Origin of the sequence: Fibrella forsythiae (assembly GCF_017353175.1) — a bacterium.
GTDB classification, from domain to species: Bacteria; Bacteroidota; Bacteroidia; order Cytophagales; family Spirosomataceae; genus Fibrella; species Fibrella forsythiae.
In genome coordinates, this window is the sequence record NZ_JAFMYW010000004.1 from 96,696 (window position 1) to 123,046 (window position 26,351).

Here is a 26,351-nt window from a genome sequence, read left to right on the forward strand (position 1 = left end):
TCAGGTCATTGCCGGTTTAACTCACATTGTTGTCAAACGGGCCATTGTTGCCAGCAACTCAGTAGCGGTACCGGGTGTTCGTCGGCCAAGTCCACACGAGCAGGCAACATCAACGGGCTGCCCGTACGCTGTTTCAATGCTTTTCAGAATATGCTGATTTTCAGCCAGTGTGCATTTTTCGTGCACGAACCCCGCTACAAAGCGCGTCGTCTCCGGCAGTACAATAGTTTGCAGGGGAGCGTAGTAGCTAGCTTTTGTGGTAGGCGGCGTAATGCCCTCAGCAAAAGGATAGTGTACGTAAATCAGTTCGTGTTGCGCAGGCCATGCCTGTACTAGTCGGTTCGAAAACGCGACCATCTTGTCCAGCGTTTTGGGGTGAACGAGCGCTTCGTTATGAAAGTCGCCCAGGCACAGGTGCATGCCAATTCTGGCACCGGGCGTGATCTTGCTTAGCAGATCTAGAATGGGCCGCAGCGCCAGGCCCATCAGCGGAGCGGGCAATTTATAAGCGGCGTACAGCTCGGGCGGCACTTCAATCTGCACTACCACGTCGTGCCCTGCCTGCGCCAGCACCGCATTGACCTCACGGGCAATAACCGTATTGAATGCATTGGTGTATCGCAACCAGGTGATGGGATTGGCAAATGCGAAGCCCATGGCGAAACCAGTTGGAACGCCCAGCTGAAACTTCAGGTCGGGCAAATTATGCTGGGTACGTAACCGCTGGAAGATGGGGTAACTACGCCGGAAGAACTCATCATAACCCAGTTGCACGTGTGCGGGCATGTCGGCAGGCGAGTAACGGGGTTGCAGCTTCTGGAAGCTATCGTAATTAACGGCCATGCCATCAACGGTACTACGCACGGGCTCTTTTACCACCTTCCAGCTTTGCGGATCCTGCGTTAGCTTCTCGATGGCGTAGACTACCCAGGCAATACGGTTGCCTTTGGGGAAAGCGGGCGTCTTCTCGCCAATCTCACCGTCGGGCAAGCAAAACAGGGCTGGACCAAGAGCGCTCAGCGCACGTTCCATGCAGGTTTCCTCATCGGAAAAAGGCATACTGCCCACCAGCAAGGCACGGCGTTTGGCTTGATTCATTGCCGGGCCATCGGCCAGCAAACCGGATTGCACTTCAGTTGACATGACAAACAGTAGATTGGGTTAGTATCCGGAAAATGAATCGACACGCAGTTTGACCCTGAGGCCACTAGTCACGGTATCATAGTGGAAATCAATGGACTATTTTTGACAACGGGATGACCAGTCAGTATGCCCCAGCCACCCCGTTATTCTCGTCAAATCACCTGAACAGGCACCTGATAGTAATCGACCGTGGGCGGGCCGGCAAAGTGTTTCTTCATGTGCTGAAGCACATCCTGGAGAAACCCATTCGTTTCCGCTTCGGTGCGGGCCTCGGCCGTCTCCCACAAGGTTACCATCAAACAGCGGTTTTTCTCGTCATCGACCAGAAAACGGCTGCTTAGAAAACCGGCGTGGTCTTTGAGTGCGGGGCCGACTGACTCGCGGAAGTAATCGGTAGCTTCAGCGATGGCATCGGGCTGTAGAGCAACCTGAACAATTCGAGCGTACATAGGGATATGGATTAGGTGAAACGCGTTAATGAATAACCTTGACAGTCTGGTTCTGGTCCGGCGTGCTCACCCGCAACAACAGGATGCCTGCCGGTTGCTGGCCAACCGGCAACTGCTGCCGTTCTACGCTGCCAGCCCGCTCTACCAAGCGTTCGCTCACTGCCCGCCCCGTCACATCCATCAGCTGAATTCGCAGGGGTTGACCCTCGGCGCCCCGAATGTCCAGGTTGATGGTTGCGCCCGAGACAGGATTACCCAACACCGTCACCGTCAGTGGAACTCGTGGCTCGTCAACGGCCAGTCGTACGCCTGCTCCCGGTTCCGTGCCCCATACCCGCTCATTTCCTACGTAGACAACCACCCGGCTGTTTGAACCCGACTCAGCGGGCTGCTCCTGATACGAATAGTCATTGGTCTGATCGAAACGGCCCCCATCGGGTTTGGAAATCCGGTAACGTACCCGGCCCGTGCTGGCTCCGGGAGCGAGTTGCCCGTCTTGCAGGAAGGTGATCTCCAGGTAATAATCGGCTCGCCCCAGCGCCTGAGGTAATTTCACCAGCTGGGCCCGAACGTTGCCTTCGTCAACCTCTACCAGCAATCGCTCAGTGCCATCGGCGGTGAAATAGTAGCGCGCTTTCAGCTCGCTGTAGTTCACCCCTACGTTGCCCTCGTTGCGTATGGTCAGGTACGTATTGATCTGAGTAGCCGAGGGACCGTTCTTACTCTCGGTTAGCGCTCTGAGCGCCCGGATCTGGGTGGTGCTGCCTGGCTCCACACCCGCAACGAGCACGCCGTTGTAGTAGGCCGTAATACGCAGATTGCCCACCAGTTGGTTACGGACAAGGGCATACGAGTAATCGTCCAGTTCATTCAGCCCGGCGTAGTCACTCTTGGCAAAGTAGGCCTGGATAGGTCCTGAACTGGCTCCGGCAGCCAGGCTACCCGCTCCGTCCGTAAAACTAAACTCTACATAGCCCGAAGCGCCCTGTTGGGCGGGTGAGAGCGGCACATAACGCAGCCGCACATTCCCGTTACCCACCTGCGCGTAATTGATCGACAGGTTGCTCAGCGCAGCCGCGCCTTCCACCGTCAGGTAGTAGCGCAACGTAATGGCTGACAAGGGTAAGGCCGTATTCCCCTGATTCTGCAACTCGATCAGGGGCTGAATGGCGTTATTATCGGCGTAGTTGTCCACATCGCGGTGCAGCACCGTCAGCGCGGTCGTTGGGGTTGGTGCGCTAACCGTCACGCTGACCGTACCAGTCACCGTTCGGTCGCCATTGGCTGCCACCACGGTAAACGTTTGTACCCCGGCAGGCAAGGCCGATACCTGAGCGGTATTGCCACTAGGCCTGATGGTGCCCGGTCCGCTGAAGGTATAGCTGTATGGCACCCCAGCCGTACCTCCCGTCACCGCAGCCGACAAACTTGTTGCCTCCGTGGTGAGCAGCCGGGTAGGCGTAGCCGTCAGCGTCAGGCTTAGGCTACCGCCGCCACCACCCACCCGTCGGGTCACGTTGATCACAAAGCTGGTAGTAGCTGATAGGCTGCCCGGATCGGTCGCTTTTATGGTGACGCTAATGGAACCGGGCGCGGTGGGTGTGCCCGAGATAACGCGCGTGGCCGGGTTAAAGCTTAACCCATTGGCAGCGCTAAAGCTGGCGCTGTAGGTAAGGCTGTTAGGCGTTTCGGCGTCGGTGAAGGCATTGACCGTATACGAAAACGGCGTATTGACCGAGGCATTCTGATCAGCGTTGGTCGTAGAGATTGGTGCCGTATTCGTAGGTGTAGGCGACTTGCACAGGTACGAATCACACAGGTCGGTGGCGGCTATCCGGGCATTGGGCGAGGATGTCGAAGGTGCCGTCAAAAGCGCCCGGTAATACCCCGGCTGGGTTAATCGCTGAAGACTGTCGACGATTTGTTGGGTTCGGCGACCGGCCGACGCATAGCTATTGGCCGGAGCGGGGCCAACCTGAGCCTGAACCGACGAAACCAGCCAACAAAGCGCGACAATCCCAGGCAAGGCTATTCGATATAGCTGGCTCATGGTCTTGCTATTTAGCGGATGAGTGAGGATGTACCTAATCGGTGATGGCCGAGGCTGGTATCGTAGAGTCGACGTTTGACGTGTTCGTCACTCTGTTCCAGGTAACCAGGCGAAGGTTAGCTGGTGCTGCCGGATTGTAGGTAGCTACCTGTCCATATTCGAGCGAAATAGATTCGGATAGTGACGGACAACCGCTAGGGCATCCTGGCACACCACTCGCTGCATAATTGGACACGACAACAAGACCCAGCACAACCCGATAAGCCAGTGACCCATCGGCGCGATAAAAATTAAGCCGGGCGTATCGATAGTATCCACCAGAGAAGAGCGATTTTTGAAAGGCGGCGGTAGAAGGGTCTATCTGTTTGGTAATAACCATTGGCGGGAAACCGGCCCTGCCAGCCCCGGTACCTGTCGATTGCGAACCGATGTTTATTGTGTTTGTGAAGCTGTACTGCGCGCTGGTCAACGGAATCGGCGTCGTATAGTCAGGCACCTGAGATGGGCCTGACCCTCTGAATAATTCCAGGGTGATTCCTTGTGCGAAAGAGAAACTGGTGGCGAAACATAAGGCAACGCCCACGAAGAGAGAGAGAAACGTTTTCATAAAAGTTTGAGGCAATACTGAGTTGAATTAGCGAATAAACGTTAGTTGTCAAGCCTGTTTCTGAGGTGAAACGGCTCCCCAAAATTGGCTGACATCGCCCGGACACAGTATCGCCAATTGCCCAAAAACTAGCGCAGAATGCCCAATTTCGGCTCATAAGGGCCTCTTCGGCAGGGTGAGCGCCTGACCAAGTGAACCATCACGACCCATTCGGTTAGTTGACCGACTGGCGGGCGTATTGGCCGGGGCTGACCTGGTATTGCTGGCGGAACAGTTTGCCGAAATGCGAAGCCGTCTGAAAGCCCACCCGCTCGGCGGTTTCGGTCACGCTCAGGCCCGACTGCAACAGCTCGGCGGCCCGTTTGAGTCGGTACAGCCGGATCACATCAGCCGGAGATAGCCCCGTCAGTGCCTTGAGTTTGCGGAACAGACTCATGCGGCTCATGCCCACTAAAGGCGGCAGATCATCGACCCCGAAAGCAGGTTGGTCCAGATGGTCGTCGAGCAGCGCGTAGAAGGTGCGTAAAAATGGATCGGTAGTAGGTGGCTGGTTAGCTGGGGAAGGCGAAGGATGAGTTGGGCGGCTGAGGTCGGCACGTACCCAATCGCGGAGGTTACGGGTGGTGGCGAGCAGATTCCGCACCCGCAGTTGCAGTTCGGCCACCACAAACGGTTTGGTCAGGTACTCGTCGGCACCGCGCGTCAGACCCTCTATCCGGTCGTTGAGGGTGACTTTGGCCGTTAGCAGCATTACCGGAATATGACTGGTCCGGACATCCGTTTTCAGGTGCTGGCAGAGGGCGTACCCATCCATCACCGGCATCAGCACGTCGGAGATGATAAGGTCCGGCAACTCAGCCAGTGCCTGCTCCAGCCCGGCCTGGCCGTCGACAGCCCGTTGTGTCCGGTACTGCGTGGGCAAACTGTCAAGGATAAACCCGGCCAGTTCGTCGTTGTCCTCCACCACCAGTATCAGCGGCTTGTCGTCGTCATCGGTTTCTGTCAAAGCGGTTTTCTGTCCGTTGGGAACGTACCCAGCCGTTGAACGCTCCTCAGCGCCGGGCTCGGCCGGGCGGTAGGGTAACTCAATGGTAAAAGTGCTGCCTTTCCCCTCTTCCGATGTAACGGCAATATGCCCCTGCTGGAGCCTGACCAGCTCTTTCACCAGCGATAAGCCAATACCAGAGCCAGTTTTAGAGCCAGAGCCGTTATGGGCTGTTCTGACTACTTCTGCAGCCAGCCCTGTGGACTCACCCTGATAAAAGCGATCGAAAATATGCGGAAGCTGACGGGCCGAAATGCCCCGCCCGGTATCGGTAATGGTCAGTCGTACCCCTGTTTCGATGGGCTTTAACTGCACACGTACCTCACCTCCGGCGTCGGTAAAATGAAGGGCATTGGCAATCAGGTTATAGAGAACCCGCTCCATCTTATCGGTATCGAACCAGTAGGCATCAGCCAGGCCACCGGTGCTGTAGTCGAGGCTGATTGCCTTTGCCGTAGCGGCATCGCGAAAGGAGTCGACCGTTTGGGCCACTACCGCCCCCAGATCACCCCGCACATTGACCACCGGCAGGGCACCGGCATCCAGCCGGGACAGGTCGAGCAGTTGATTCACCAGGCCCAGCAACTGATGGGCGTTATGGTCTATCGTGGTCAGCAGCCGCCGTTCGTTGGGCGCGTTCAGGTGTTGGCGCAGTTGCTCGGCGGGCCCCAGAATCAGCGTCAATGGGGTGCGAAACTCGTGCGTGATGTTGGCGAAGAAGTTGGATTTCAGTTCGTCAACGGCCTTTAACTGCTCAGTTTCCTGCTGTTTCAGGGCCGTTTCGCGTCGTTGCAGCACCAGTGACTGTTGCAGCCGGATTCGGTTGATGTACGACCGGTTTATGGTAACTGCCAGCCAGCCAAGTGTAACGACATACAGCAGCCAGGCATACCAGGTAGACCAGATCGGCGGACGGATCGTGATGGGCAACCGACGAACGTACCGGCTCCATCGCCCCGACGTGTTCGATGCGTTCAACAGCAGCGTGTAGCTTCCCGGACGCAGGCCGGTATACGTTGCCACGGGGTTGTCGGTCTCTTTCCAGGTCTCTTCCAGCCCATCGAGCCGATAGCGAAACCGGTTTTTAGTAAGCCGGTTAAACTGGAGCGCAGCAAACCGGGCGGTCACGAAATTCAGGTCGTACGGCAAGGTTAACCGGTCAATGGCCCGCACCGGCAGAGAATCTAACAGCGTTGCCGGGGCAGGCTGATTATTAATTTGTAACTCAACCAGTTCAACCGTTGGCTCAAATGTGTCGTCAACTACTTGTCGGGGGTAGAACGTCGTAATTCCTTCCAGCCCACCCATGATGATGCGGTCATCGGGCAGGTGTATGTAGTGAAACCGGTTAAACTCATTGGCCAGTAGCCCGTCATGTTGCGTAAAGGTCTTTGTCGCAAACGTCCGGCGATCCATGCGGCAAAGGCCCTTATTCGTCCCCAGCCACAACTGCCCCTGTTGATCGGGAATAGCTGAATAGATGACGTTGTTTGGCAAACCGTCGGCCTGTGTAATCCGGCGGAACGTACCTGTCTGTTTGTCAAAGGCACACAGGCCGTTGCCGAACGTACCCAGCCAAAGCCGGTTTGGGTCGGCGGGATCGTCGCTGAGGCACAGCAGCGCATTGTTACTCAGCGATTGGGCTTTACCCGGCTGATTGGCAAACTGCCGCAATTGACCGGTCTGCCGGTTCATTTGCCACAGTCCCTGTTGCTCCGTAGCCAGCCAGAGGTATTGCCGATCAACTACAAACGACAGCACCCCACCCATTTTGGCGGTAGGAATACGATGCGTGAACAGAATCCAGCGCGCCTGTTCATTGTCATAAAACCAGATCACCGAACCGCTCAGGGCCCACACCTGCCCAGCCGGGTCAGTGGCCAGCGGACAGGGCGGATCGCCAACTACCGGATTGGTAACGTGGTTGGGCAGGCGCTGCGCGGTGAGCTGACCCGACTGCCGGTCATACCGGTGAATGGTGGCATACTTAGTACTGAACCAGATCAGGCCCCTCCGGTCAAGCGTGTACCGAAAATTGTAACTGGTGTGGCCGTCCAGATAGCTGGTTGGCCACCGACTGGCCGGAATGTTTAGGCCAATCGGACCAAGCAGGTCGGCATGGAAAGACTGTCGATACTGGGCCGTCTGAAAAGGATTGGGGCGCAGGTCATACTTCCTGATGCCTGACCCACCGGTTCCTTCCCACAAGACATCCGACCGGTCAATCCACATACGTGTTCCGTTGTCCTGAGGCCGGTCCGGGGATATCTGAGCCAGTACCTCAACGCCTTTCTGATCTGTAAAGCGCACTAAACCTGGCCTGACCCCGGTTCCCCAATTGATATACACCCAGCCCCGGCTATCAGTAGCAAAACTCATTTTAGGCCAGTCGATCGGGGGTATACTGAAGTCATAAGACTGGCCTGTCCCGGTTGCGGGCTGAAAGCGGATTACCTGCCCCGGTTTAAACAGAAGCAGTGCCCCGTCGGTTGGCCGCGTATACAGGCGATTGATCATCAGCGGCTTACCTGTTCTGTCAACGGGTTGGCGACCGAACGTCCATTGACCGGTTCGTTCATCAAAGCTGGCAAGCCCCGTTCGCGTGGCCAGCCAGATGGTGTGGTTGCGGCTTTCTACCAGATCCAATGCCTGAATAGTTTCCGGAAACGATTGACTAGCCCCAATCCGGTGCTGTCCATCCAGGTCGAACCGGATCAGCCGCTGGTCAGCCAGGATCAGCCATAGCCGGTTTCGCTGGTCAATAAACAGTTGCAGGTCTTTCTGCTGGCCAATGGCTTTCTGGTAGGCCGGTTGGCGGGAGAAGTTGACGAACGTTTCAGATTCAGGGTCGAACAGATCGATATCGCCCAGCTCAGAAACAATCCAGATGAATCCCTGGTGGTCTGGTATCAGGTTCGTAATACCGGCGAAGGATAACGATGGCGGGCCATCGGGCCGGGGCTGAAACACCCGGAAGTGTTGCCCATCGAAGCGGCAGAGGCCGTCGCGGGTAGCCGCCCAGATAAATCCTTTTTTATCCTGCACAATGGCCGACACAAACGCCTGAGGTAGTCCCTGTTGCTCGGTAATAAGTATGGGGGCTGGTAATGACTGAGCGTACCCAAACAGGTTGTGTATCAACCCTAGCAGTACGATCAGTAGCTTTCCTGTACCCCGTCTCCTCACAATCAATCTGACCAAAACAACCGGTTTGCTCCCTTCGCTTGATACGCTCGTCTAAATAAGAACATATCAATCTATTTTCACTATAGAATAATTAGATTGTCTAGTGTAGCAAGGTTGTTCCTATTCAGGTGTTGTGCCTCATTAAGTGAGCGTTCACCGTTACTCCACTCTACTAAATACATTATTGAGTGCCTCGGCCAGGGTTGGGTGCGCAAAAACGGCGTCGCGGAGGCGTGGGTACGTTACGTTGCCCATCATCGCAATCTGTAGCATGGTCATTACCTCGCCGCCTTCCATTCCCAAAATCGCCGCGCCCAGAATCTGATCCGTATCAGCATCGATGATTACTTTCATCAGGCCGCCGGTCCGGTTGGTTTCAATAGCCCGCGCCACACTCGACATGGGCATCGACGCCACTTTGATCGATTTACCCTGCTGGCGTGCTTCCGTTTCGCTAAGGCCAACCCGGCCCAGTTGCGGGTCGGTAAAGATGGTGTAGGGTACCGGCCGACCAACAATTGACGCGTCGCCGCCTTCGAGCAGGTTCTTTTTAACTACCCGGTAATCGTCGTACGAAATGTGGGTAAACGCCGGGCCACCTTTGATGTCGCCCAACGCATAAACACCCGGCTGACTGGTCTCCAGCTTGTCGTTTACCTGAATAAATCCGTGTTCATCGGTTGTTATGCCAGCCGCCGTCAGGTTGAGCGCTGCGGTGTTGGGCGTAGTGCCGGTCACGACCAGCAGCTTCGTTCCAGTGAGCAGGACAGGGCCTTTATCCGTTTTCAAAGCCAGCGTAACCCCATTATCGCCACTTCGGCTGACCTGTTCAACGCTGGTGTTGGTCATCACCCGCACACCTTCATCTTCCAGAATCTTCGTCAGTTCGTCGGCAATGTCTTTGTCTTCGCGGGAAAGCAACTGGTCGCCCCGCTCAATGATGGTCACCTCGCTGCCGAATCGGCGAAACATCTGGCTAAACTCCACACCGATGTAGCCGCCGCCTAAAATCAGCAGGTGTTCAGGCAGCTCAGTCGCATCCATCAGCTCCGTCGATGTTACCCAGGAAACCGTGTCCAGGCCGGGTAAGTCGGGCTTTTTGGGATGCGTACCACAGTCAATGAAGATGTAGTTGGCGGTCAGATTCCGTTGGCCTCCGGCAGGTAATTTTACAGCAATCTCTCTGGGTGCCGTAAACCGAGCTTCGCCCTGAATAAAGGTCAGGTTTTCAGTTTCGGCAAACGAGTCATTGATACCATCCCGAAACTTTTGAACGACCTTATCTTTCCGCTCAATTACCGCCTTAAAGTCAACGCCTATGTCGGCAATGTCAATACCAAACTCAGCCGCCCGTCGGGCCTGAAAAGCCATTTCTGCTGACGATAGGAGCGTTTTGGTGGGTGTGCAACCGTAGTTGATGCAGGAACCACCCACCTGATTTCGTTCAATGATGGCGGTTCGCCAGCCTTTTTTTGCCAACGCCGTTGCCAACGGTTTTCCAGACTGCCCAACGCCTATGATCAGGGCGTCGAAGGGTTCAACAGGGTCATTATTCATGCGTGTGATGATAAAGCCAGGTACGTTGTTAAGCCAGCCGGGCTACAGGGTTAATGCCATTGACAACAGCAAGGCCACCACCAGCCACCAGCGCATCTTCAACCAAAGCCCCAATAGTGTCGGGCAGGCCAAGATCATGATCGAGCCAGCGACGCAGATTAAAGAAGAGCAACGTACCTGCCACCGCTCCCAGACCACCCAGAATGGCGCCAACCGGCACCTGCTGGCCCTCCACTTCGCTCACGACTGCCCCGCAGGTTGAGCCCATCACGATACGGCCCAGAAACTGGGGCGGTGAGGTGCGATTAGGGGCACTCGGCAGTTTATCGCCAACAATTTCGCCGCCTGCCAGCGCTTTAAACACCCTGGCCGTAGTGGGCTGAGCCAAATAGTGAAGAAGCGTTTGGGGATGTTCGACCGGAATTGTCTGCGAAAGCCTGTGACTGAGTAAGGCAGGGGCCGACATAGCGCGCATGCCAGCGATAAAGCCAATCTGAAAAGACCGGAGATAGGATGTGTTCATACCGTTGTTTTAGTAGTACCTACTCAACACGTCGCACATTAAATGGTTACGAAAGGCCATCGTCCGGGCACGTCGGCGTCAGGTTGTCCGATACACAAAGAGCCCCGCCAGACCATCTGGCGGGGCTCTTTGTGTATCGGACAACCTTCTTACTTGGCCGAAACGACTTCTACCGTAAACGCTAGTGGCGAATAGGGCGGAATGGCTACGTTGCCGACAGCATCGTACTTGATTGTGGTGCCATAGCCCAGCGATGAGGGAAAGACGAGTACGCCTTTCTCACCTACTCTCAGTGATTTCAGCCCTGTTTCGAAACCGGGAATAAAACTGCCGCGGCCAAGCGGTACGTCGAGGGTCTTACCGCCACCATCATCAAATGGCTTGGTGGCCCGCAGTAGGCTACCCGAATATTTTATCGTTACGGTTTGTCCGTCGATCAGCGGAGCGCCCGTTGGTACAGCCAGTGTTTTGATCACCCGCAAGCCGTTGGTTTGCAGTTCTGAAACGGTGTATTTGTTACGCTCTATATAACTCTCGATTTGCTGATCTTCGGAACGGGCCCTGTTGAGGGTAATATCGAACCGAACCGGTGTGTTGGCAGGCAGCTTACCACCAACGGCGTCTGAACTACCAAAAGCAGCGTAGGATGGAATCAGGAAGATTGCTTTCTCTCCTTCGCGCACTTTGGCAAAACCCGCTTCCAGGCCGGGCAGCATCGCATTCAGGCCAAACGGAAAATAGATAGCCGTATCGCGGGCGGCTATATCGATCACCGTACCATCGAGTTTGGAGATTGTGTACAGAAACTCCAGTTCATCGGCAACTGAAGGCAATTTTCCCGATGGGTTAGCCTTTGTAATAACATAGCGTACGCCGTAGTTTGTTTCGGTCACGGCCAGGCCATTCTTCCGGGCATACGTACCAATGGAGGTAGTATCTTTCACAAACGTATCCTGGGTAGGATCAACGTATGCATCCTTACACGAGGTGAACGAAATCGCTATGGTAGCGGCGGCGACAAACGCCAGACTGAGTTTACGCATTGGTTTCCGAGTTGATGTCTGAGGACCGACATCCTATGTTAACTATATACTAGTACCCTACTTTTCATAAGAACGTTGGAATAAGGCTTAAAAATTTGCGCTTTCGCCATTTTTTAACGCCCTAAACAGCGCTGAATCAACTCCTTTGTCCATCAACGCTTTTTTCAGATCCGTGACGGGTTCGCCTTCACCATCGTCGGCCAGCGGAAACGTGCCGAAGTGAATGGCCACACTTTGCACCGACCGAACATCCTGATGAATCAGCACAGCCTCGGTCGGATTGACGTGAACCGGCGACATAAACCAGTTGGGCTTATAGGCTCCAATTGGTATCAACGCCAGCCGAATGGGCCCAAACTGACTACCAATTGCCTTAAAATGCGGGCCGTAGCCCGAATCGCCCGCAAAATACAGCTTTCCAACCGCTTTATTGTCGATAACGTACCCAGCCCATAATGTAGCGTCACGGTCGAACATACCGCGGCCCGAGAAATGTTGCGCCGGCACGCAGTGAACACTGGTCTGTGTGTTGACCGGCACGGCCTGTTGCCAGTCCATCTCGGTAACGTTGGCAACGCCTTCCTGGAGCAGGAAGGCTTTCACGCCCAGCGGGCAAATAATCCGGGGTTTGTCGCGGGCGGCCAGTTTTTTTACCGTGCCAATTTCGAGGTGGTCCCAGTGATTATGGCTCAGCAGCAACAGATCGATTTTCGGCAGGTCCTCGAACCGGATACCTGGCGGACAATTACGGGCCGGGCCGGCAAATGAGAACGGGCTAACGCGCTTCTCGTAGATCGGATCGGTCAGTACATTTAGCCCGTCGAATTGCAGCAGCATAGTCGAGTGATTCACGTAGGTGACGCGCACCGGCGACAACTTCGTTGAATCTGCATTGGCCATTACGCGTGCTTCAGGTACGTTGCCAACGGGGTCGTTGTGGTAGGCGGGCCAGGGTTCACTAATGTCGTGGTTGAGTTGCCATCTAAGCACATCGGCCAGGCCACGCGGTTGTTCGGCGCCGGGGGTGAAAAACGTTTTTCCGTTGAAATGATCGGAAACGGGGCCTTTATAATGCGGTGCCGAGATCATATAACCAATCAGGAGGGCCACCAGCACGAATACAACCAGAACGACCAACAGGCCAAGCAGTATCTTTGAGAGCATAATGTACAGAGAGACGCCATTGACGGCGCCTTTTGACGAAACAACATGGAACAGTTACACGACGCCCCAAAATTCAAATTCTGGAAAAAGCAGCTCGAACTCAACGGCTTGACCATCCACAAAATTAGCGATCATTTCATCCGCCGCCGTCATAACGGCGAAGTTCTCTTCGCCATGCTAACGGTTGATGCCGATACGCCCGAAGGCGACAAAATTCCGCCGGTCTGTTTCCTGAAAGGGCACGCAGCGTCGGTGCTTGTGTGCCTGATTGATGAGAAAACCGGCGAAAAATTCGTAGTGCTTGTCCGCCAGCGCCGCATTTCCGACGGCTCGCAAACCTACGAGCACCCCGCCGGCATGGTCGACGTTGACGATGACCCCACGGATACGGCCGCCCGCGAGGTAGGTGAAGAAATTGGCCTGAGCATTACTCCCGATGAACTAACGAAACTAAATCCGAGGCTATGGTATCCCAGCACCGGCACCAGCGACGAGGCCATGCACTACTACTTCGTTGAGAAGACCATGCCGCGCGAAGAAATTATGCGGTTTCACCTCCAGAAGATGGATAGTGAGTCTGAATTAGAGCGGATTACGTCCGTCATCACTACCATTCCGGAAGCGCACAAACTCGTAAACAACGTGAACGGGCTGCTTATTCATTTTCTGTATTTGCAAAAAGTGGGTGATTATGAAACCATGAAACTGCTATAGAATTCAGGTACGTTGCTCCTTTTTCCGGATTAGGCTTGCGCTTAACCCGGCAGAACCGCTATATTTGCACTCCCAAACCGGACCAATCGGCCGTTCTGGGCATGTATCTGCTTCCGTAGTTCAATGGATAGAATTTCGGTTTCCGGTACCGACGATAGGGGTTCGAATCCCTTCGGGAGCACTTTTTACTTATCTAGCTTTATGCGATAAGACACACAAAAAACGCTAACTTTCAACGAGTTAGCGTTTTTTGTGTGTTTTCGATACTTTATCGAAAACAATATGGTTCCGTAGACTAAACCCGTCCCCCGCCCAATTGAAAAAAGACTACTTGTCAATGACAAAACATCTAGCCTTTGCTTTATTCTTTTTAACGTGCATCCTTGGGTGTAAGCCTAATCCGACTGATGTTGATCCGAAAGGCGATGAGACCGCTAAGGCATGCCGGTTGCGTGTGTTCACTTCTACCAAGGTCGATTATCAAGGCAAAACGCTAACGACCTACTCGATGAATTATGACGTACAGGGAAGATTGACAGGTGCTCAACGAGTCATAACCGACCCTAATTCGGTAACCCTTTCCACTTACTCTGATAATTATGAGTATGATGTAAATGGACACGTCATCAAACGAACATATGCTGGCTCGTATGATTACAAAACATATGGCCAATCCGAACTAAACACTAACAATTATATTGGAAACTGGACACTGACTTATGATCCAACCGGACGCATCAGCGAAATCAATCAAGTGGATAATGATGATTACTTGGTATCGAGCGTGAAAATTGCCAGTGCGTCTAGAACTGGTAAGATAACTTATACGTATGATGCAGCCGGAAAATTGAAAACCTTCACCCAAGTTTTCACGTCTACTCCAAGTGATAAATCTACGCCTGCTAAAATAGAACGGAAGGAAACAACTTTTACCAATGGTATCGCCACTAAATTCACTCAAGTACCACCGGGAGGCACCGTAGCAGAAGAGCCGTATGAGCTAAATGCGCAAGGGTTAGCCATAGCTCTAAAAAATAATGGAAAGGTACTTACCCGCTACACTTATGATTCGCGTGGTAATCTGCTCAGGAGTGAGAACGTAGCTGGCCTTACGTTGAACCCTGTAACCATTTATGAGTACGATGATAAACCCAAATCTACCTTACCGTCCGAAGGAGCGCTTAATCCATTCTTAGGCGGGTTAATTTTTGGAGGCGCTAAAGGGCATCCAACTTTCGTACCGGTTGGTTCAACCGATATTTCGTATAACAATCTAGCCAAAGTGACATTCGGGTATCTCAATCTTGGTGGCCAACTTACGCAGAGTAGTACTTGGACATATACACACGCCTACAACGCGAAAGGTTTTTTGACGAGTACAATCATGAAGCATTCGGAATCACCAGATTATATTAAACAGGATAGCTACGATTATGCAGATTGTCAGTAATTACATGTCAAAGACTAATACTTTCTAAATCCGCTCCCTATTCCGTCCCCCAGCCAAAAATTCGTATTTAACTAGTTGATTGTCAGATACAATTCGAGTCCCTTCGGGAGCACTTTTTTTACAATCGGCGGAGCACAAAAACGCTAATCCTTAACGGGTTAGCGTTTTTCATGTCTGGATTCAGCCCAAAGGGCTACAGGCACCATTTACCAGGTAGCTACCCAAGTCTTTTCGATAGCTAATCTGCCTATCCATATTAGTTCTATGAACTGAGAAGACTACCTTAGGCGGACCGCACGCAAAATAAGGTTGCTTGTTTATCATCTCGCTATTAATATTAAGCTTTCATCATCTTATCATATTAAACTTCATGAATTCATACGCTGATTTTGAGCTTCTAAGGCCGCCACCGGCTATCTGACAAGCAGTACCTCTCCTATTCGTGGAGAAAATTCTTTTCTTTTTTTATAACCCATATATGTGAATGAACATTTCTACCAGATTAAAGCATGGCTGCTTATCAGCCGGCTTATTGTTGCTGCTAACTACCGCAACGTATGCTCAGAAATCGGACAAACAGCAGGCGTCCGAAGCTAAAATTACCGTCGATCTGCTGCGAATACAGCAGGAAGGCACAGGCACTTCGTCTACTTCATCAAAAACAAAGGGATTTGGCAAACAGGATCAGTTTCTTCGGGTAGACGAAAACCGGGTTGCTATTGAGGCCATCGTCGTTGATGGGCAGAACGCCGCAACACTTCTGGCTCAGCTTCAGTCGCTGGGCTTAACGGAAGGCATCTACGAAAAGAGAATCGTTTGGGGCCTCCTGCCCATCGATAAGATTGATGAATTGCAGAACCTCAGCGCACTGCGGTTTGCCCGACCGTCCTACGAGCCCATTCACAACATCGGAAACGTAACGTCGCAGGGTGATCGGGCCATGAAAGCTGATGTTGCCCGGCAGATCAACAACGTAACAGGAAGCGGCACCAAAATCGGTGTCATATCCGATTCGTACAATGCTAAAGGGGGCGCAGCTGCGGGCGTGGCTTCAGGTGATTTGCCTGCCAATGTACAGGTGATCGATGACTACCTCGTTACGTCAGCAACTGACGAAGGACGTGCTATGGTTGAGCTGGTTCACGACGTAGCCCCGGATGCAGCTGTTGCTTTCAATACGGCGAACAGAGGCCAGGCTGGTTTTGCCAAAGGTATCCGGGATCTGGCCGCAGCAGGCTGTAACGTCATTGTCGACGACGTGATCTACTTCGCGGAGCCTTTCTTTCAGGATGGCATCATTGCGCAGGCAGTCGATGAAGTGAAGACGACCAGAAATGTCAGCTACTTCTCTTCGGCAGGGAATAACGCCCGGAACTCATACCAGAGTACGTATTCGGAAGTTACTCCCTTTGCCGGACCATTCGCGAATGACCCCTACATTGGCGCACATGACTTTGGCGGCGGCGACATTCGTCATTCGGTAGCTGTACCAGCCCGGAGTTCGATTCGGTTGGGCATGCAATGGGACAATCCGTTCGCTTCGGTTAGTGGCGGTGCTGGTGCTCAGACAGACATGGACCTGCTAGTATACAGAAACGGCGTGTTTCAGTCTAGCTTATCCGGCTTTAGCAACAACCTAGGTGGTGATCCGCTCGAGCTGATAACGCTCACCAATAACGGCACAACGTCGGCCACGTTTGAACTGATCATTGCTCACTATGCTGGTCCGTCTCCATCATTGATCAAGTGGGTTGCCTTTACGAACGGGCAAAGCATCGCCTTTGAGTACCCAACCCGGAGTTCAACCTGTTTTGGCCACGCTAACGCAGCGGGTGCCATTGCCACCGGCGCTGCTGATTACCGCCGGACACCCGTTTACAACGGGGCGGCAACGGCTACACTTGAAGGATTTTCGTCGGCCGGGGGTACGCCTATTCTGTTCAACACGGCTGGTCAGCGGATCGCTACGGTTGTCCGGCAGAAGCCGGAGATCACGGCAGTTGATGGTGGTAACACAACGTTCTTTGGCAGCGATGTTGAAGGCGACGGATTCCCCAACTTCTTCGGCACATCGGCTGCAGCACCACACGCCGCCGCTGTTGCCGCGCTGATGCAGCAATTCAACAGGAATCAACTGTCGCCAGACCGCATCTTGTCATTACTGGAGCAAACGGCCCTGGATATGGACGACCCGGCTACTGCAGGTTTTGATACGGGTTTCGACTTTGGAACCGGCTACGGGTTCATTCAGGCAGATCGAGCGCTGGCCGCCAGTAACACAGCGCCAACGGTAGCCAATACGATTCCGGGTCAATCAGGAAAAGTTGGTCAGTCTTTCACGTACGTGATTCCAGCTAACACGTTCACCGATTTTCAGACGCCCAATTCATTGACGCTGTCAGTGATGGGTTTGCCACCAGGCCTGACGTTTACGGCCCCAGCTACGATCAGTGGAACCCCACTAACCGCTGCCGGGTCGCCATTTACCGTGACGGTTACCGCTACTGATCCAGGTGGCTTATCGGTTTCTACTACGTTTGTGATCACGATCGAAGCGCCGGTTACGCCGTTGCTGACAGTGTTGCACCGCGACGTGGATAACTACGCCGACAACAATGCTATTCAGCCACTGCTGGTATTACAAAACAACAGCAGCCTGTCTTTGCCTTATTCAGCATTGACGTTACGTTACTACGTGACCGTAGAAAACGCCGCAACACTGAGCAACCTGTTTGTGAACTACGCCCAGATAGGTAACCAGAATGTGCGGCTGCGCTACGTACCCCTCTCGCCCGCTCAACAAGGCGCTCAGGGTTATGTTGAATTCAGCTTCACGTCGGGAGCAGGTAGTCTGGCTCCAGGCACCGAGTCGGGTGCTATCCAGGCCTATTTTGCCAAGGGAGACTACGGTTCCCTCAACGAACTGGACGATTATTCGTATGCTACCGTGCGCAATCAACTGGTAGGTAATCAGCGTATCACAGCCTACTACAACGGTGTGCTTATTGCTGGTATCGAGCCAGGCACCAGCAGCCCGCCCCCAACGGCATCGGGTCAGATTCTGCGTGCCCTGACCGAGAGCAAGAATGGGCCGTCGGCTACGCAAATCAACACGTACCTGGAAATACGCAATGAAGGCAATACGGCTGTCAACTACAGCGATCTGAAAGCGCGCTACTACTTCACGGCTGACGGCAACGAGCGGCTACAGGTGGAAGTAGACGAGGGGAACGTAAGCACCCAGTTGGTAAAATTGAACCAGCCACTCAATGGGGCTGATACGTACCTGGAGATCACCTTCCGTCAGGGCGGACAGTTGGCCCCAGGCGCCAGCACAGGTACCATCCGGTATCGGATCAGTAAGCCCGATGGCGGCCGGTTCGACCAGACCAACGACTACTCGTATCAGGAACAGCCTGCCGACCGTAGCCAGAACAGCCGTTTGGTTGTTTACGTCGGCGGAACGCGGGTATGGGGTAATGAACCGACCTCGGGCGCTGCCCGTCTCGCCTCGGCTGAGCCAGGGTCGGAGCTAGCCGTAACGTTACTGGGCAACCCGGTTCGGAATGACATTGTGTCGTTCCAGGTAAAGGGAGCCGGATCGGAGCCACTGCAACTGCAGCTGGTTACGGCCCAGGGCCAGGTGATTGCCAAAAAACAGGTAGCCACCCCACAAGCCGTTGAGCAGCACGACCTGTCGGTTGGTAACCAGGGGGTAGGTGTTCTGCTGCTGCAGGTAAGCACTCCAACACAAAGCCGGACGGTGCGCGTGCTCAAAGCCGAATAGAAAGCCTGGCAAGCAGTACTCTTATTTTATTACGGGAAAGGGCCCACTCAGATGTTGAGTGGGCCCTTTCCCGTAATAAAATACTGAAAGAGGCAGCATTAACTGACAGGCAAGCACCTCCGAGAAAACACGCTGAACCGCTAACCGATTAACCCGCTCAGTTATAGCTTTGTCTGCATGAAGCGTATTATTCAGTTCGACGGGCTGTATGGTGAAGCCGATACCGATCTGCCCAACCGGCGACCCAATGGCGACTATCTGTTCTCAGAGCGGATTGAAACCCGCAGCCGTACGTTCGACTGGGTCATTCAGCCGCATACCCACGCCCGATTGTTTCAGGTGTTTTTTCTGGAGACGGGCGGGGTCGAGTTTTCGGAAGCCACCCAGAAACGCCAGCTATCAGGACCGGTGGTGCTGCTGATCCCATTCATGGCGTTGCACGGTTTCGTTTACACCCCCGATACAACAGGGCGGATTCTTACCCTCTCCGACACGTTGATCGACGCCCTGTTTCCCAACACGTCAGCCCTGACAACGATGCTGGGGTCTATACAGTGCATACAAGCCTTCGACGAGCCGTATTCAGCGCAGGCCATCGAGCACCTGATGGGGCAACTTAACGAAGAACTAATTGGTGACCAGCCCGAAAAGCAGACGATGCTTCATCTGGGACTGCAACAGCTGTTCATCGTGTTCTACAGACTGTGGAGTCGGCAAAATGAGTCGGTACAAACCAGCGCCAACAGCATCGCGATCCGGCATTTCCGCCAGTTTCAGCAACGGGTTCGGCAGGTGGGCACCACACATAGCATTGTTCAGTTAGCCGACGAGTTGGCCATCACGCCCGTTCATCTGAACCGCATCTGTCAGGCTATTGCGGGTAAATCGGCCAGCCAGTTGGTACAGGAATATGTGTTGAGCGAAGCCTGCAAATACCTGATCTATACCGGCTATTCCGTATCTGAAATCGCGTATCTGCTCCACTTCGAGTACCCAAACTATTTCGCCCGCTTTTTCAGGAAACATACCGGCCTCTCGCCCACGGAATTTCGGGAGAAGCAACCGGCTCCTTAACGGGCTAGCATGGCTACCAAAGCAAACGAACCAATTGGTTATCAGTAGTAAAACAAGCTGGCGAAACCCTTTTAGGGCTACCTCATAAACAAGTTTCCTACTATACCCTTAACGAAGGTTCGACCATGAAACCGTCAAGACGAAATTTTATACAATCGCTGGGAATCGGCGTGGCTGGTCTGGGTACGTCACATCAGTCCATTGCCGCTGGCCTGAAGCCACCAAAAGGAACGAAGCCTGCCGCAGACGATCAGGTTCTGTTTGTAGGCGACAACATCGCCGTGGCCACCACACAATACGGGAAAGTAAGGGGGTTCATTCTCCGGGGCATCAACCAGTTTCTGGGCATTCCCTACGGAGCCGATACGGCAGGAAAGAACCGGTTCATGCCACCGCAACCACCCGCCGCCTGGACCGACATTCGCCCCGCCCTCTGGTGGGGGAACTCTGCCCCCCAAATTATGGAAAAACGATACGCCAACACCTACGCCTCGTTCGTTGACCACTGGAATTACGATGATGTATCGGAAGATTGCCTGAAGCTGAATGTCTGGACACCTGCCCTGGATAGCCAGAAGCGGCCGGTGATTGTGTGGCTCCACGGCGGCGGATTCGTGAACGGAAATGCCATCGAGCAGGATGGCTATCATGGCGAAAGCCTGTCGCGGCTGGGCAACGTTGTTTTCTGTTCGATCAACCACCGGCTCGGTGCCCTTGGCTACAGCGATCTGAAAGCGGCTGGCGGCCATGCCGCATCAGGCAACGTTGGTAATCTGGATATGGTGGCGGCTCTCGAGTGGGTCAAAAAAAACATTGCCAATTTCGGCGGTGACCCGGGTAACGTAACCATCATTGGGCAGTCTGGCGGCGGAGCCAAGGTAACCACGCTGATGAACATGCCCTCCGCAAAGGGATTGTTTCACAAGGCGGTGGCGTTGAGCGGCAGTTCGCTGACCGGCACCAATAAAGAATATGCCGAAAAACTCGGGCTTAACATCATGGAAGAGGCGGGTCTGCAACCGGGCGAGATCGACAAACTGCAACAGATTCCGTGGCGCCAATACATCGACATTGCCAACCGGGCCGTCGATAAACTGGCCGACGATGCCAAAAAGATGGGGATACAACGGGGGGGGTATTCGCCCGTAGCCGACGGAACGTACCTGAGCGAAGGCCCATTCTTCACAGATCCGAATCACTTCTCGGCCAATATTCCCCTGATGATCTGCTCTACCTTCCATGAGCAAAACCCCGACCGCACCGACGCTAGTCTGGAAAGCATTTCGCTGGATGGCGTTAAGGAGAAAATCAAGCCGCGTTTTGGCGATAAAGCAGGCCAGATTGTGGAGGCGTACGCTAAAAACTTTCCGAAGGCACGTCCCATCGAGATCTGGGCTCTGATTGTCTCTAACCGAAAAAATGCCATTGCTACCGCCGACGCAAAAGTCTCGGGCCAGAAAGCGCCCGTTTACGTAGCCTGGTTTGGCTGGCAACCACCGCTATTCGATGGTCGGATGCGGGCGTTCCACTGCGATGATATCTGCTTCTGGTTTTACAATACCGATCTGATGCTGACGCACACCGGCGGTGGCAAACGGCCCAGGGCGTTATCAGAAAAGATGGCAGGTTCGTTCCTGAATTTCGTGAAGACCGGCAACCCAAACGGGGGCGGTTTACCCAACTGGAAGCCTTATACAGTTCAAAACGGTGAAACCATGATTCTGGACGACACTTCCGCGCTGGTCAATGACCCGGATCGGGAGGCCCGGAAAGCATTGGCATAAACCTGGTTATACGTCTGGTTGAGTAGTGCTTCTGATCAACCAGACGTATCGTTTCCTGCCATCACCCTGTTTGATTTTCTTATCTTTATGGTATGGATACGCAGGTAATTCCCACACATACCGAATTCAATACGGGCGATTTGACACTGAAAGGTTTCACAGTCTACGAAGTTGACACAACGGTTAGTCGGGTACCAACGTATAGCCGACGGGACTTTTATAAGATCTGTCTGATTACGGGCAAAACCAGAATCTATTATGCCGACCGGGCCGTTGAACTCGATGGTACCTTTCTGTTCTTCGCCAACCCCCATATTCCGTATTCGTCGGAAGTGCTGACAACCAGGCAGACGGGCTATGCCTGTCTCTTCACCGAATCATTTCTGAAATCGCACGATCGCTCGGAGAGCTTGCTGCAATCACCTTTGTTCAAAATAGGCGGGTTACCCGCTTTTCTGCTCGAACCCGCACAAACGGCGTTTATCAGCGCGCTCTTTCAGAAAATGATGGTCGAGCAAGACGCAGACTACGCCTATAAAGACGAACTGATCCGGAACTACATCAACCTGATTATTCACGAAACGCTGAAATTGAAACCATCCAACAGTTTCGTTGAGCCTAAGAATGCGTCGTCGCGTATTACGGGACTGTTTCTTGAATTACTTGAAAGGCAGTTCCCGATCGAGAGTTCCGACCGGCCACTTGCATTGCGAGCTGCTCAGGATTATGCCCAGCGGCTGTCTGTTCACGTCAATCACCTGAATCGGTCGGTGCGCGAAGTCACCGGCAAATCGACCACCACGCACATTTCTGACCGGGTGATCAGCGAGGCAAAAGCCCTCCTGCAGCATACCGACTGGAGTGTTGGCGACATCGCCCACGCACTCGGTTTCGAATACCCGACCTATTTCAATAACTACTTCAAGAAGCACGTACAGCTAAGTCCGACGAAGTTCCGCGCTGTTTGATTTGCGCAGGGTAGTGCCCAGCCAGTTCGTGTCGGCAAAATTGCGATGGCCTGCGCACACAGGCTCGCATCAGGTACGTTGCCCGATAGCCAGAACGGTCGTTTCCGGACCTGTATGCGCCTGGCCCGATAGATCAGCGCCCGCAGGTACTTTCAGTAAAACCCATCCGATTGGCTGCCTATTACAGATCTAGCAACCTGGGGCACCAACTGAACCATCACCGAGATGACAAACAAAATTGCGATTGTAACGGGGGCTGCCCGGGGCATTGGCCTGGCCACAACAAAACTGTTTCTGGCAGATAATTGGCAAGTTGTGATGGTTGACCGCGACGAACAGGAACTTCAGCACGCAGCGGCAGTTCTGCCAGGTACGTTGCCGTTCATGTGTGACGTTTCAATTCCGGCCAGCGTTACCGACCTGATAACGACCGTACTGAGCACCTTTGGCCGTATCGACGCCCTCATCAACAACGCCGGGGTAGCTATTTTCAAACCGCTCGAAGACATGGATTTTGAGGCCTGGCGGACGGTTATGGCCACCAATCTGGACGGTGTTTTCCTTTGTTCTATGGCCGCCTTACCGGCATTGAAAGTGAGTCATGGCTGCATTGTCAACATTGCTTCTATCTCGGCCGTCCGGGCCAGTACACTGCGGGTTGCCTATGGCACGTCGAAAGCAGCCGTGGTGCACCTGACCAAACAACTGGCCGTTGAATTGGGCGACTATGGAGTCCGGGTAAACTGCGTCTCGCCTGGCCCGGTGAAGACGAAACTGGCCGAGGCCGTTCATTCGCCCGAGATTATAAAAGCGTATTACGACGGCATTCCGCTACACCGCTCGGCTACTGAACTCGACATTGCCGAAACTATCTTCTTCCTCTGCTCGCCCAAAGCGGCCTATGTTACCGGGCAGATGATTGCCGTTGATGGTGGGTTCGACGCAGCCGGCATCGGCCTTCCTGCTCTACGGGCAGCGCGCGCTGCCGCGCACGTAAACAAGGAGGGCGATCCATTATCATGAAGCTCGGGTACGTACTAGTCTCTTTCTGTTTGATTTTCGTAAGTTCCTATTTGTATTTCATTAGTTCCTGCGAGCTATACGGACCAATTTTGTGTTGTGATTAAACCCGTTTTATCAACACATACAACGATGCAAAAACGAACAGTAGGAACCAACGGACTTGAGGTATCGGCCATCGGGCTGGGCTGCATGGGCATGAGCTTCGGCTACGGCCCGGCAAAAGACACAACGGAGATGGTCAAGGTTATTCGGGCCGCCGTTGAACAGGGCGTTACCTTTTTCGATACGGCTGAAGTATACGGCCCTTATATTAATGAAGAACTGGTTGGCGAAGCCCTCGAACCGTTCAAAGGCAAGGTGACCATTGCCACCAAGTTTGGCTTCAACATTCAGGACGGAAAAATGGCCGGGCTGAATAGCCGTCCTGAAAACATTCGGGCGGTAGCCGAGGCCTCCATGAAGCGCCTGCGCGTTGATGTGATCGACCTGCTGTATCAACACCGCGTTGACCCGAACGTACCGATCGAAGACGTGGCAGGCACCGTACGCGACCTGATTCAGGAAGGTAAAGTAAAACACTTTGGCCTCTCGGAAGCGGGCGCGCAGACCATCCGCCGGGCGCATGCCGTTCAACCGGTTACAGCCCTGCAAAGCGAATATTCGATGTGGACCCGCCAGCACGAAGCGGAGATCATCCCGACTATCGAAGAGCTGGGCATTGGCCTGGTGGCCTACAGCCCGCTGGGCAAAGGCTTCCTGACGGGTAAGATCGACGAAACCACGCAGTTTGCCGCTGGTGATATCCGGAACACGTTACCCCGCTACACCGAAGAAGCCCGCGTGGCCAATAAAGCCCTGCTCGATCTGCTGAATCAGTTTGCCGAACGGCATCAGGCCACCAATGCTCAGATTGCCCTGGCCTGGGTACTGGCGCAAAAGCCGTGGATCGTGCCCATTCCCGGTACCACCAAAATTCACCGCCTGACCGAAAACAACGGAGCCGCAGCCATTCAACTCACTGCCGATGAACTCCGGGAGATTGAAACAGCCTCGGCACAGATTCAGGTAGTGGGCACGCGCTACACGGAGCAAATGGAGAAATCGACAGGATTATAAGAGAGGCGGATGCGCTTGGTATGAGACCGTCAAAACTCCTCCTGTTAATGTGCATATTCTGACTTTGCCCTGGCCAACGCCATTTTTGCCGCAACGGGCAAGCGCATCCGCAACATGCCGTTTGATCTAACCAGCATCGGCTAAATCGGGTTAGATGACTATTCGCCAACTGAAATGAACATGGACCAGACCGATAAATCACAACCAACCGCCCCACAAGGCGCTACCCAGGCTCCGGCCGATTACTTCACCGGCATAGCCTGGATAAAATCGCTCGTTCCGGCCAACGACCTGACCGATTGCACCGTCAGTGAGGTAACCTTCGAGCCGGGCACCCGTAACAACTGGCACACCCACCCGAATGGGCAGATTCTGATCGTTACGGCAGGTACGTGCTATTATCAGGAGCAGGGCAAACCAATCCGGCACCTTCAGGAGGGGCAAGCCGTTAACATCGCGCCCGATCTGGTACACTGGCACGGTGCCTCGCCTAATAGCCGCATGACCCACCTGGCCATTAACCCCAATGTGAGCAAAGGCGGAGCCGTCAATTGGTTACAGCCCGTGACGGATGCGGAGTACAACCACTTGCCTCATCCCTAATGTCCCGTCTCTATCCGAAAAAACGACTCACAGTTCCCGGTAGCGCACGTTGCACAAATCCCTGATTCGCCTACAACAACCATAGATTCGCCTACAACGGCTTTTTTGTTGCCATAGACCTTTGTATCAACAAAAAAGCAGCCGGATGTACATTACTATAACCGGGTCTTTGGGGCATATTGGCAAGCCCCTTACCCGACAACTCGTAGAAAAGGGGCATATGGTCACTGTGATCAGCAGTAACCCCGATAAGCAATCGGCCATCGAAGCACTAGGTGCCCATGCCGCCATCGGTTCACTCAGCGACGTCGATTTTCTGACAGCTACCCTTACTGGGGCTGATGCCGTGTATACGATGGTGCCCCCCAATTACAACGTACCTGACATGAGGGCCTACTACGGACAACTTGGCCACAACTACGTGGAAGCAATTGGGCGGACAGGCGTAAAACGGGTAGTTAATCTGAGCAGTTACGGCGCCGACTTAGCCGAAGGGACCGGCATTATTCTGGGCGCTCACGATGTCGAAAAGATGCTGAACGGGTTGCCCGACGTGGCTATTACACACCTGCGCCCCACCTATTTCTACTATAATCTCTACGCCTTCGTTGAGATGATCCGCAGGGTGGGCTTCATTGGTGCAAACTACGGCGGCGATGATCGCCTGGTCATGGTGGCTCCGGTCGATATTGCCGCTGTTGCGGCCGAAGAACTGGAAAAACCGGCAGTACAACAGGGTGTTGTCAGCAACGACGTCCGGTATATCGTCAGCGACGAGCACACGGGCAACGAAATTGCCCGCACTCTGGGTGCAGCCATTGGTAAGCCCGATCTGAGCTGGGTTGTTTTTACCGATGAGCAATCCCGGAACGGTATGGAACAAAACGGCATGCCTGCTTCTATTGCCGCCGACTTTGTTGATCTGGGCGCCAGCATTCACAGCGGTGCCATGCGACAGGATTACGACCGGCATACGCCAGCGATAATGGGTAACGTGAAGTTGCACGAATTCGCAAAAGAGTTTGCGGCTATGTTTAACGCCTGATTAGCCATTCTCACTAACCG

19 protein-coding genes and 1 tRNA gene are annotated in these 26,351 nt (G+C 53.8%); 11 read left to right on the forward strand and 9 right to left on the reverse strand.

Annotated elements, in window-relative coordinates; all coding sequences use genetic code 11:
* Window positions 1-21 precede the first annotated feature (21 nt).
* From J2I46_RS14570 to J2I46_RS14610, 9 genes are all read right to left on the reverse strand, one after another.
* Entirely contained in the window at window positions 22-1,143 is a 1,122-nt protein-coding gene (locus J2I46_RS14570) for a hypothetical protein (protein WP_207329779.1), read from the reverse strand.
* A gap of 152 nt (window positions 1,144-1,295) precedes the next feature.
* Window positions 1,296-1,592, reverse strand: coding sequence for an antibiotic biosynthesis monooxygenase family protein (locus J2I46_RS14575; RefSeq protein WP_207329780.1), 297 nt, complete (start codon window positions 1,590-1,592; stop codon window positions 1,296-1,298).
* Window positions 1,593-1,617: 25 nt separating this feature from the next.
* Window positions 1,618-3,642, reverse strand: coding sequence for a cellulose binding domain-containing protein (locus J2I46_RS14580; RefSeq protein ID WP_207329781.1), 2,025 nt, complete (start codon window positions 3,640-3,642; stop codon window positions 1,618-1,620).
* Window positions 3,643-3,676: 34 nt separating this feature from the next.
* Entirely contained in the window at window positions 3,677-4,249 is a 573-nt protein-coding gene (locus J2I46_RS14585; RefSeq protein ID WP_207329782.1) for a type VI secretion system tube protein Hcp, read from the reverse strand.
* Window positions 4,250-4,463: 214 nt separating this feature from the next.
* On the reverse strand, window positions 4,464-8,435 hold the full coding sequence (locus tag J2I46_RS14590; protein WP_207329783.1) for a hybrid sensor histidine kinase/response regulator transcription factor: 3,972 nt from the start codon (window positions 8,433-8,435) through the stop codon (window positions 4,464-4,466).
* A 204-nt stretch (window positions 8,436-8,639) separates the two neighbouring features.
* Window positions 8,640-10,037 carry a mercuric reductase gene (locus tag J2I46_RS14595; RefSeq protein ID WP_207329784.1) on the reverse strand — a complete coding sequence of 466 codons (1,398 nt, stop codon included), beginning with the start codon at window positions 10,035-10,037 and terminating at the stop codon, window positions 8,640-8,642.
* Window positions 10,038-10,065: 28 nt separating this feature from the next.
* The gene (locus J2I46_RS14600; RefSeq protein WP_207329785.1) at window positions 10,066-10,560 is read right to left on the reverse strand and encodes a DUF4126 domain-containing protein; all 495 of its coding nucleotides are present in this window, start codon (window positions 10,558-10,560) and stop codon (window positions 10,066-10,068) included.
* A 149-nt stretch (window positions 10,561-10,709) separates the two neighbouring features.
* Window positions 10,710-11,603, reverse strand: coding sequence for an FKBP-type peptidyl-prolyl cis-trans isomerase (locus tag J2I46_RS14605; protein ID WP_207329786.1), 894 nt, complete (start codon window positions 11,601-11,603; stop codon window positions 10,710-10,712).
* Between the two features lie 87 nt (window positions 11,604-11,690).
* Entirely contained in the window at window positions 11,691-12,767 is a 1,077-nt protein-coding gene (locus J2I46_RS14610) for an MBL fold metallo-hydrolase (RefSeq protein ID WP_207329787.1), read from the reverse strand.
* Window positions 12,768-12,812: 45 nt separating this feature from the next.
* Here J2I46_RS14610 and J2I46_RS14615 point away from each other — a divergent pair, with 45 nt between their 5' ends.
* From J2I46_RS14615 to J2I46_RS14665, 11 genes are all read left to right on the forward strand, one after another.
* On the forward strand, window positions 12,813-13,481 hold the full coding sequence (locus tag J2I46_RS14615; protein WP_207329788.1) for an NUDIX hydrolase: 669 nt from the start codon (window positions 12,813-12,815) through the stop codon (window positions 13,479-13,481).
* A gap of 109 nt (window positions 13,482-13,590) precedes the next feature.
* Window positions 13,591-13,662 (forward strand) — tRNA-Arg (locus J2I46_RS14620).
* A gap of 156 nt (window positions 13,663-13,818) precedes the next feature.
* On the forward strand, window positions 13,819-14,931 hold the full coding sequence (locus J2I46_RS14625) for a hypothetical protein (RefSeq protein WP_207329789.1): 1,113 nt from the start codon (window positions 13,819-13,821) through the stop codon (window positions 14,929-14,931).
* A 484-nt stretch (window positions 14,932-15,415) separates the two neighbouring features.
* Window positions 15,416-18,718, forward strand: a complete 3,303-nt coding sequence (locus J2I46_RS14630) for a cellulose binding domain-containing protein (RefSeq protein ID WP_207329790.1) — start codon at window positions 15,416-15,418, stop codon at window positions 18,716-18,718.
* Between the two features lie 177 nt (window positions 18,719-18,895).
* Window positions 18,896-19,792 (forward strand): helix-turn-helix domain-containing protein, encoded by an 897-nt coding sequence (locus J2I46_RS14635; protein ID WP_207329791.1) that lies wholly within the window; start codon window positions 18,896-18,898, stop codon window positions 19,790-19,792.
* 125 nt (window positions 19,793-19,917) lie between these two features.
* Window positions 19,918-21,576, forward strand: a complete 1,659-nt coding sequence (locus J2I46_RS14640) for a carboxylesterase/lipase family protein (RefSeq protein ID WP_207329792.1) — start codon at window positions 19,918-19,920, stop codon at window positions 21,574-21,576.
* Between the two features lie 92 nt (window positions 21,577-21,668).
* Entirely contained in the window at window positions 21,669-22,544 is an 876-nt protein-coding gene (locus J2I46_RS14645; RefSeq protein WP_207329793.1) for a helix-turn-helix domain-containing protein, read from the forward strand.
* Window positions 22,545-22,769: 225 nt separating this feature from the next.
* Window positions 22,770-23,567 carry an SDR family NAD(P)-dependent oxidoreductase gene (locus J2I46_RS14650; RefSeq protein WP_207329794.1) on the forward strand — a complete coding sequence of 266 codons (798 nt, stop codon included), beginning with the start codon at window positions 22,770-22,772 and terminating at the stop codon, window positions 23,565-23,567.
* Between the two features lie 129 nt (window positions 23,568-23,696).
* Window positions 23,697-24,683, forward strand: coding sequence for an aldo/keto reductase (locus J2I46_RS14655; RefSeq protein WP_207329795.1), 987 nt, complete (start codon window positions 23,697-23,699; stop codon window positions 24,681-24,683).
* Window positions 24,684-24,863: 180 nt separating this feature from the next.
* Window positions 24,864-25,286: a (R)-mandelonitrile lyase gene (locus J2I46_RS14660; RefSeq protein ID WP_207329796.1), complete on the forward strand. Its 423-nt coding sequence runs from the start codon at window positions 24,864-24,866 to the stop codon at window positions 25,284-25,286.
* Window positions 25,287-25,431: 145 nt separating this feature from the next.
* On the forward strand, window positions 25,432-26,331 hold the full coding sequence (locus tag J2I46_RS14665) for an NAD(P)H-binding protein (protein WP_207329797.1): 900 nt from the start codon (window positions 25,432-25,434) through the stop codon (window positions 26,329-26,331).
* Window positions 26,332-26,351: the final 20 nt, after the last annotated feature.

Bases quoted from the DNA above. Each gene is read 5' to 3' on its own strand.
- J2I46_RS14570 (WP_207329779.1), bottom strand. From the start codon at position 1,143: ATGTCAACTGAAGTGCAATCCGGTTTGCTGGCCGATGGCCCGGCAATG.
- J2I46_RS14575 (WP_207329780.1), bottom strand. From the start codon at position 1,592: ATGTACGCTCGAATTGTTCAGGTTGCTCTACAGCCCGATGCCATCGCT.
- J2I46_RS14580 (WP_207329781.1), bottom strand. From the start codon at position 3,642: ATGAGCCAGCTATATCGAATAGCCTTGCCTGGGATTGTCGCGCTTTGT.
- J2I46_RS14585 (WP_207329782.1), bottom strand. From the start codon at position 4,249: ATGAAAACGTTTCTCTCTCTCTTCGTGGGCGTTGCCTTATGTTTCGCC.
- J2I46_RS14595 (WP_207329784.1), bottom strand. From the start codon at position 10,037: ATGAATAATGACCCTGTTGAACCCTTCGACGCCCTGATCATAGGCGTT.
- J2I46_RS14600 (WP_207329785.1), bottom strand. From the start codon at position 10,560: ATGAACACATCCTATCTCCGGTCTTTTCAGATTGGCTTTATCGCTGGC.
- J2I46_RS14605 (WP_207329786.1), bottom strand. From the start codon at position 11,603: ATGCGTAAACTCAGTCTGGCGTTTGTCGCCGCCGCTACCATAGCGATT.
- J2I46_RS14610 (WP_207329787.1), bottom strand. From the start codon at position 12,767: ATGCTCTCAAAGATACTGCTTGGCCTGTTGGTCGTTCTGGTTGTATTC.
- J2I46_RS14615 (WP_207329788.1), top strand. From the start codon at position 12,813: ATGGAACAGTTACACGACGCCCCAAAATTCAAATTCTGGAAAAAGCAG.
- J2I46_RS14625 (WP_207329789.1), top strand. From the start codon at position 13,819: ATGACAAAACATCTAGCCTTTGCTTTATTCTTTTTAACGTGCATCCTT.
- J2I46_RS14630 (WP_207329790.1), top strand. From the start codon at position 15,416: ATGAACATTTCTACCAGATTAAAGCATGGCTGCTTATCAGCCGGCTTA.
- J2I46_RS14635 (WP_207329791.1), top strand. From the start codon at position 18,896: ATGAAGCGTATTATTCAGTTCGACGGGCTGTATGGTGAAGCCGATACC.
- J2I46_RS14640 (WP_207329792.1), top strand. From the start codon at position 19,918: ATGAAACCGTCAAGACGAAATTTTATACAATCGCTGGGAATCGGCGTG.
- J2I46_RS14645 (WP_207329793.1), top strand. From the start codon at position 21,669: ATGGATACGCAGGTAATTCCCACACATACCGAATTCAATACGGGCGAT.
- J2I46_RS14650 (WP_207329794.1), top strand. From the start codon at position 22,770: ATGACAAACAAAATTGCGATTGTAACGGGGGCTGCCCGGGGCATTGGC.
- J2I46_RS14655 (WP_207329795.1), top strand. From the start codon at position 23,697: ATGCAAAAACGAACAGTAGGAACCAACGGACTTGAGGTATCGGCCATC.
- J2I46_RS14660 (WP_207329796.1), top strand. From the start codon at position 24,864: ATGGACCAGACCGATAAATCACAACCAACCGCCCCACAAGGCGCTACC.
- J2I46_RS14665 (WP_207329797.1), top strand. From the start codon at position 25,432: ATGTACATTACTATAACCGGGTCTTTGGGGCATATTGGCAAGCCCCTT.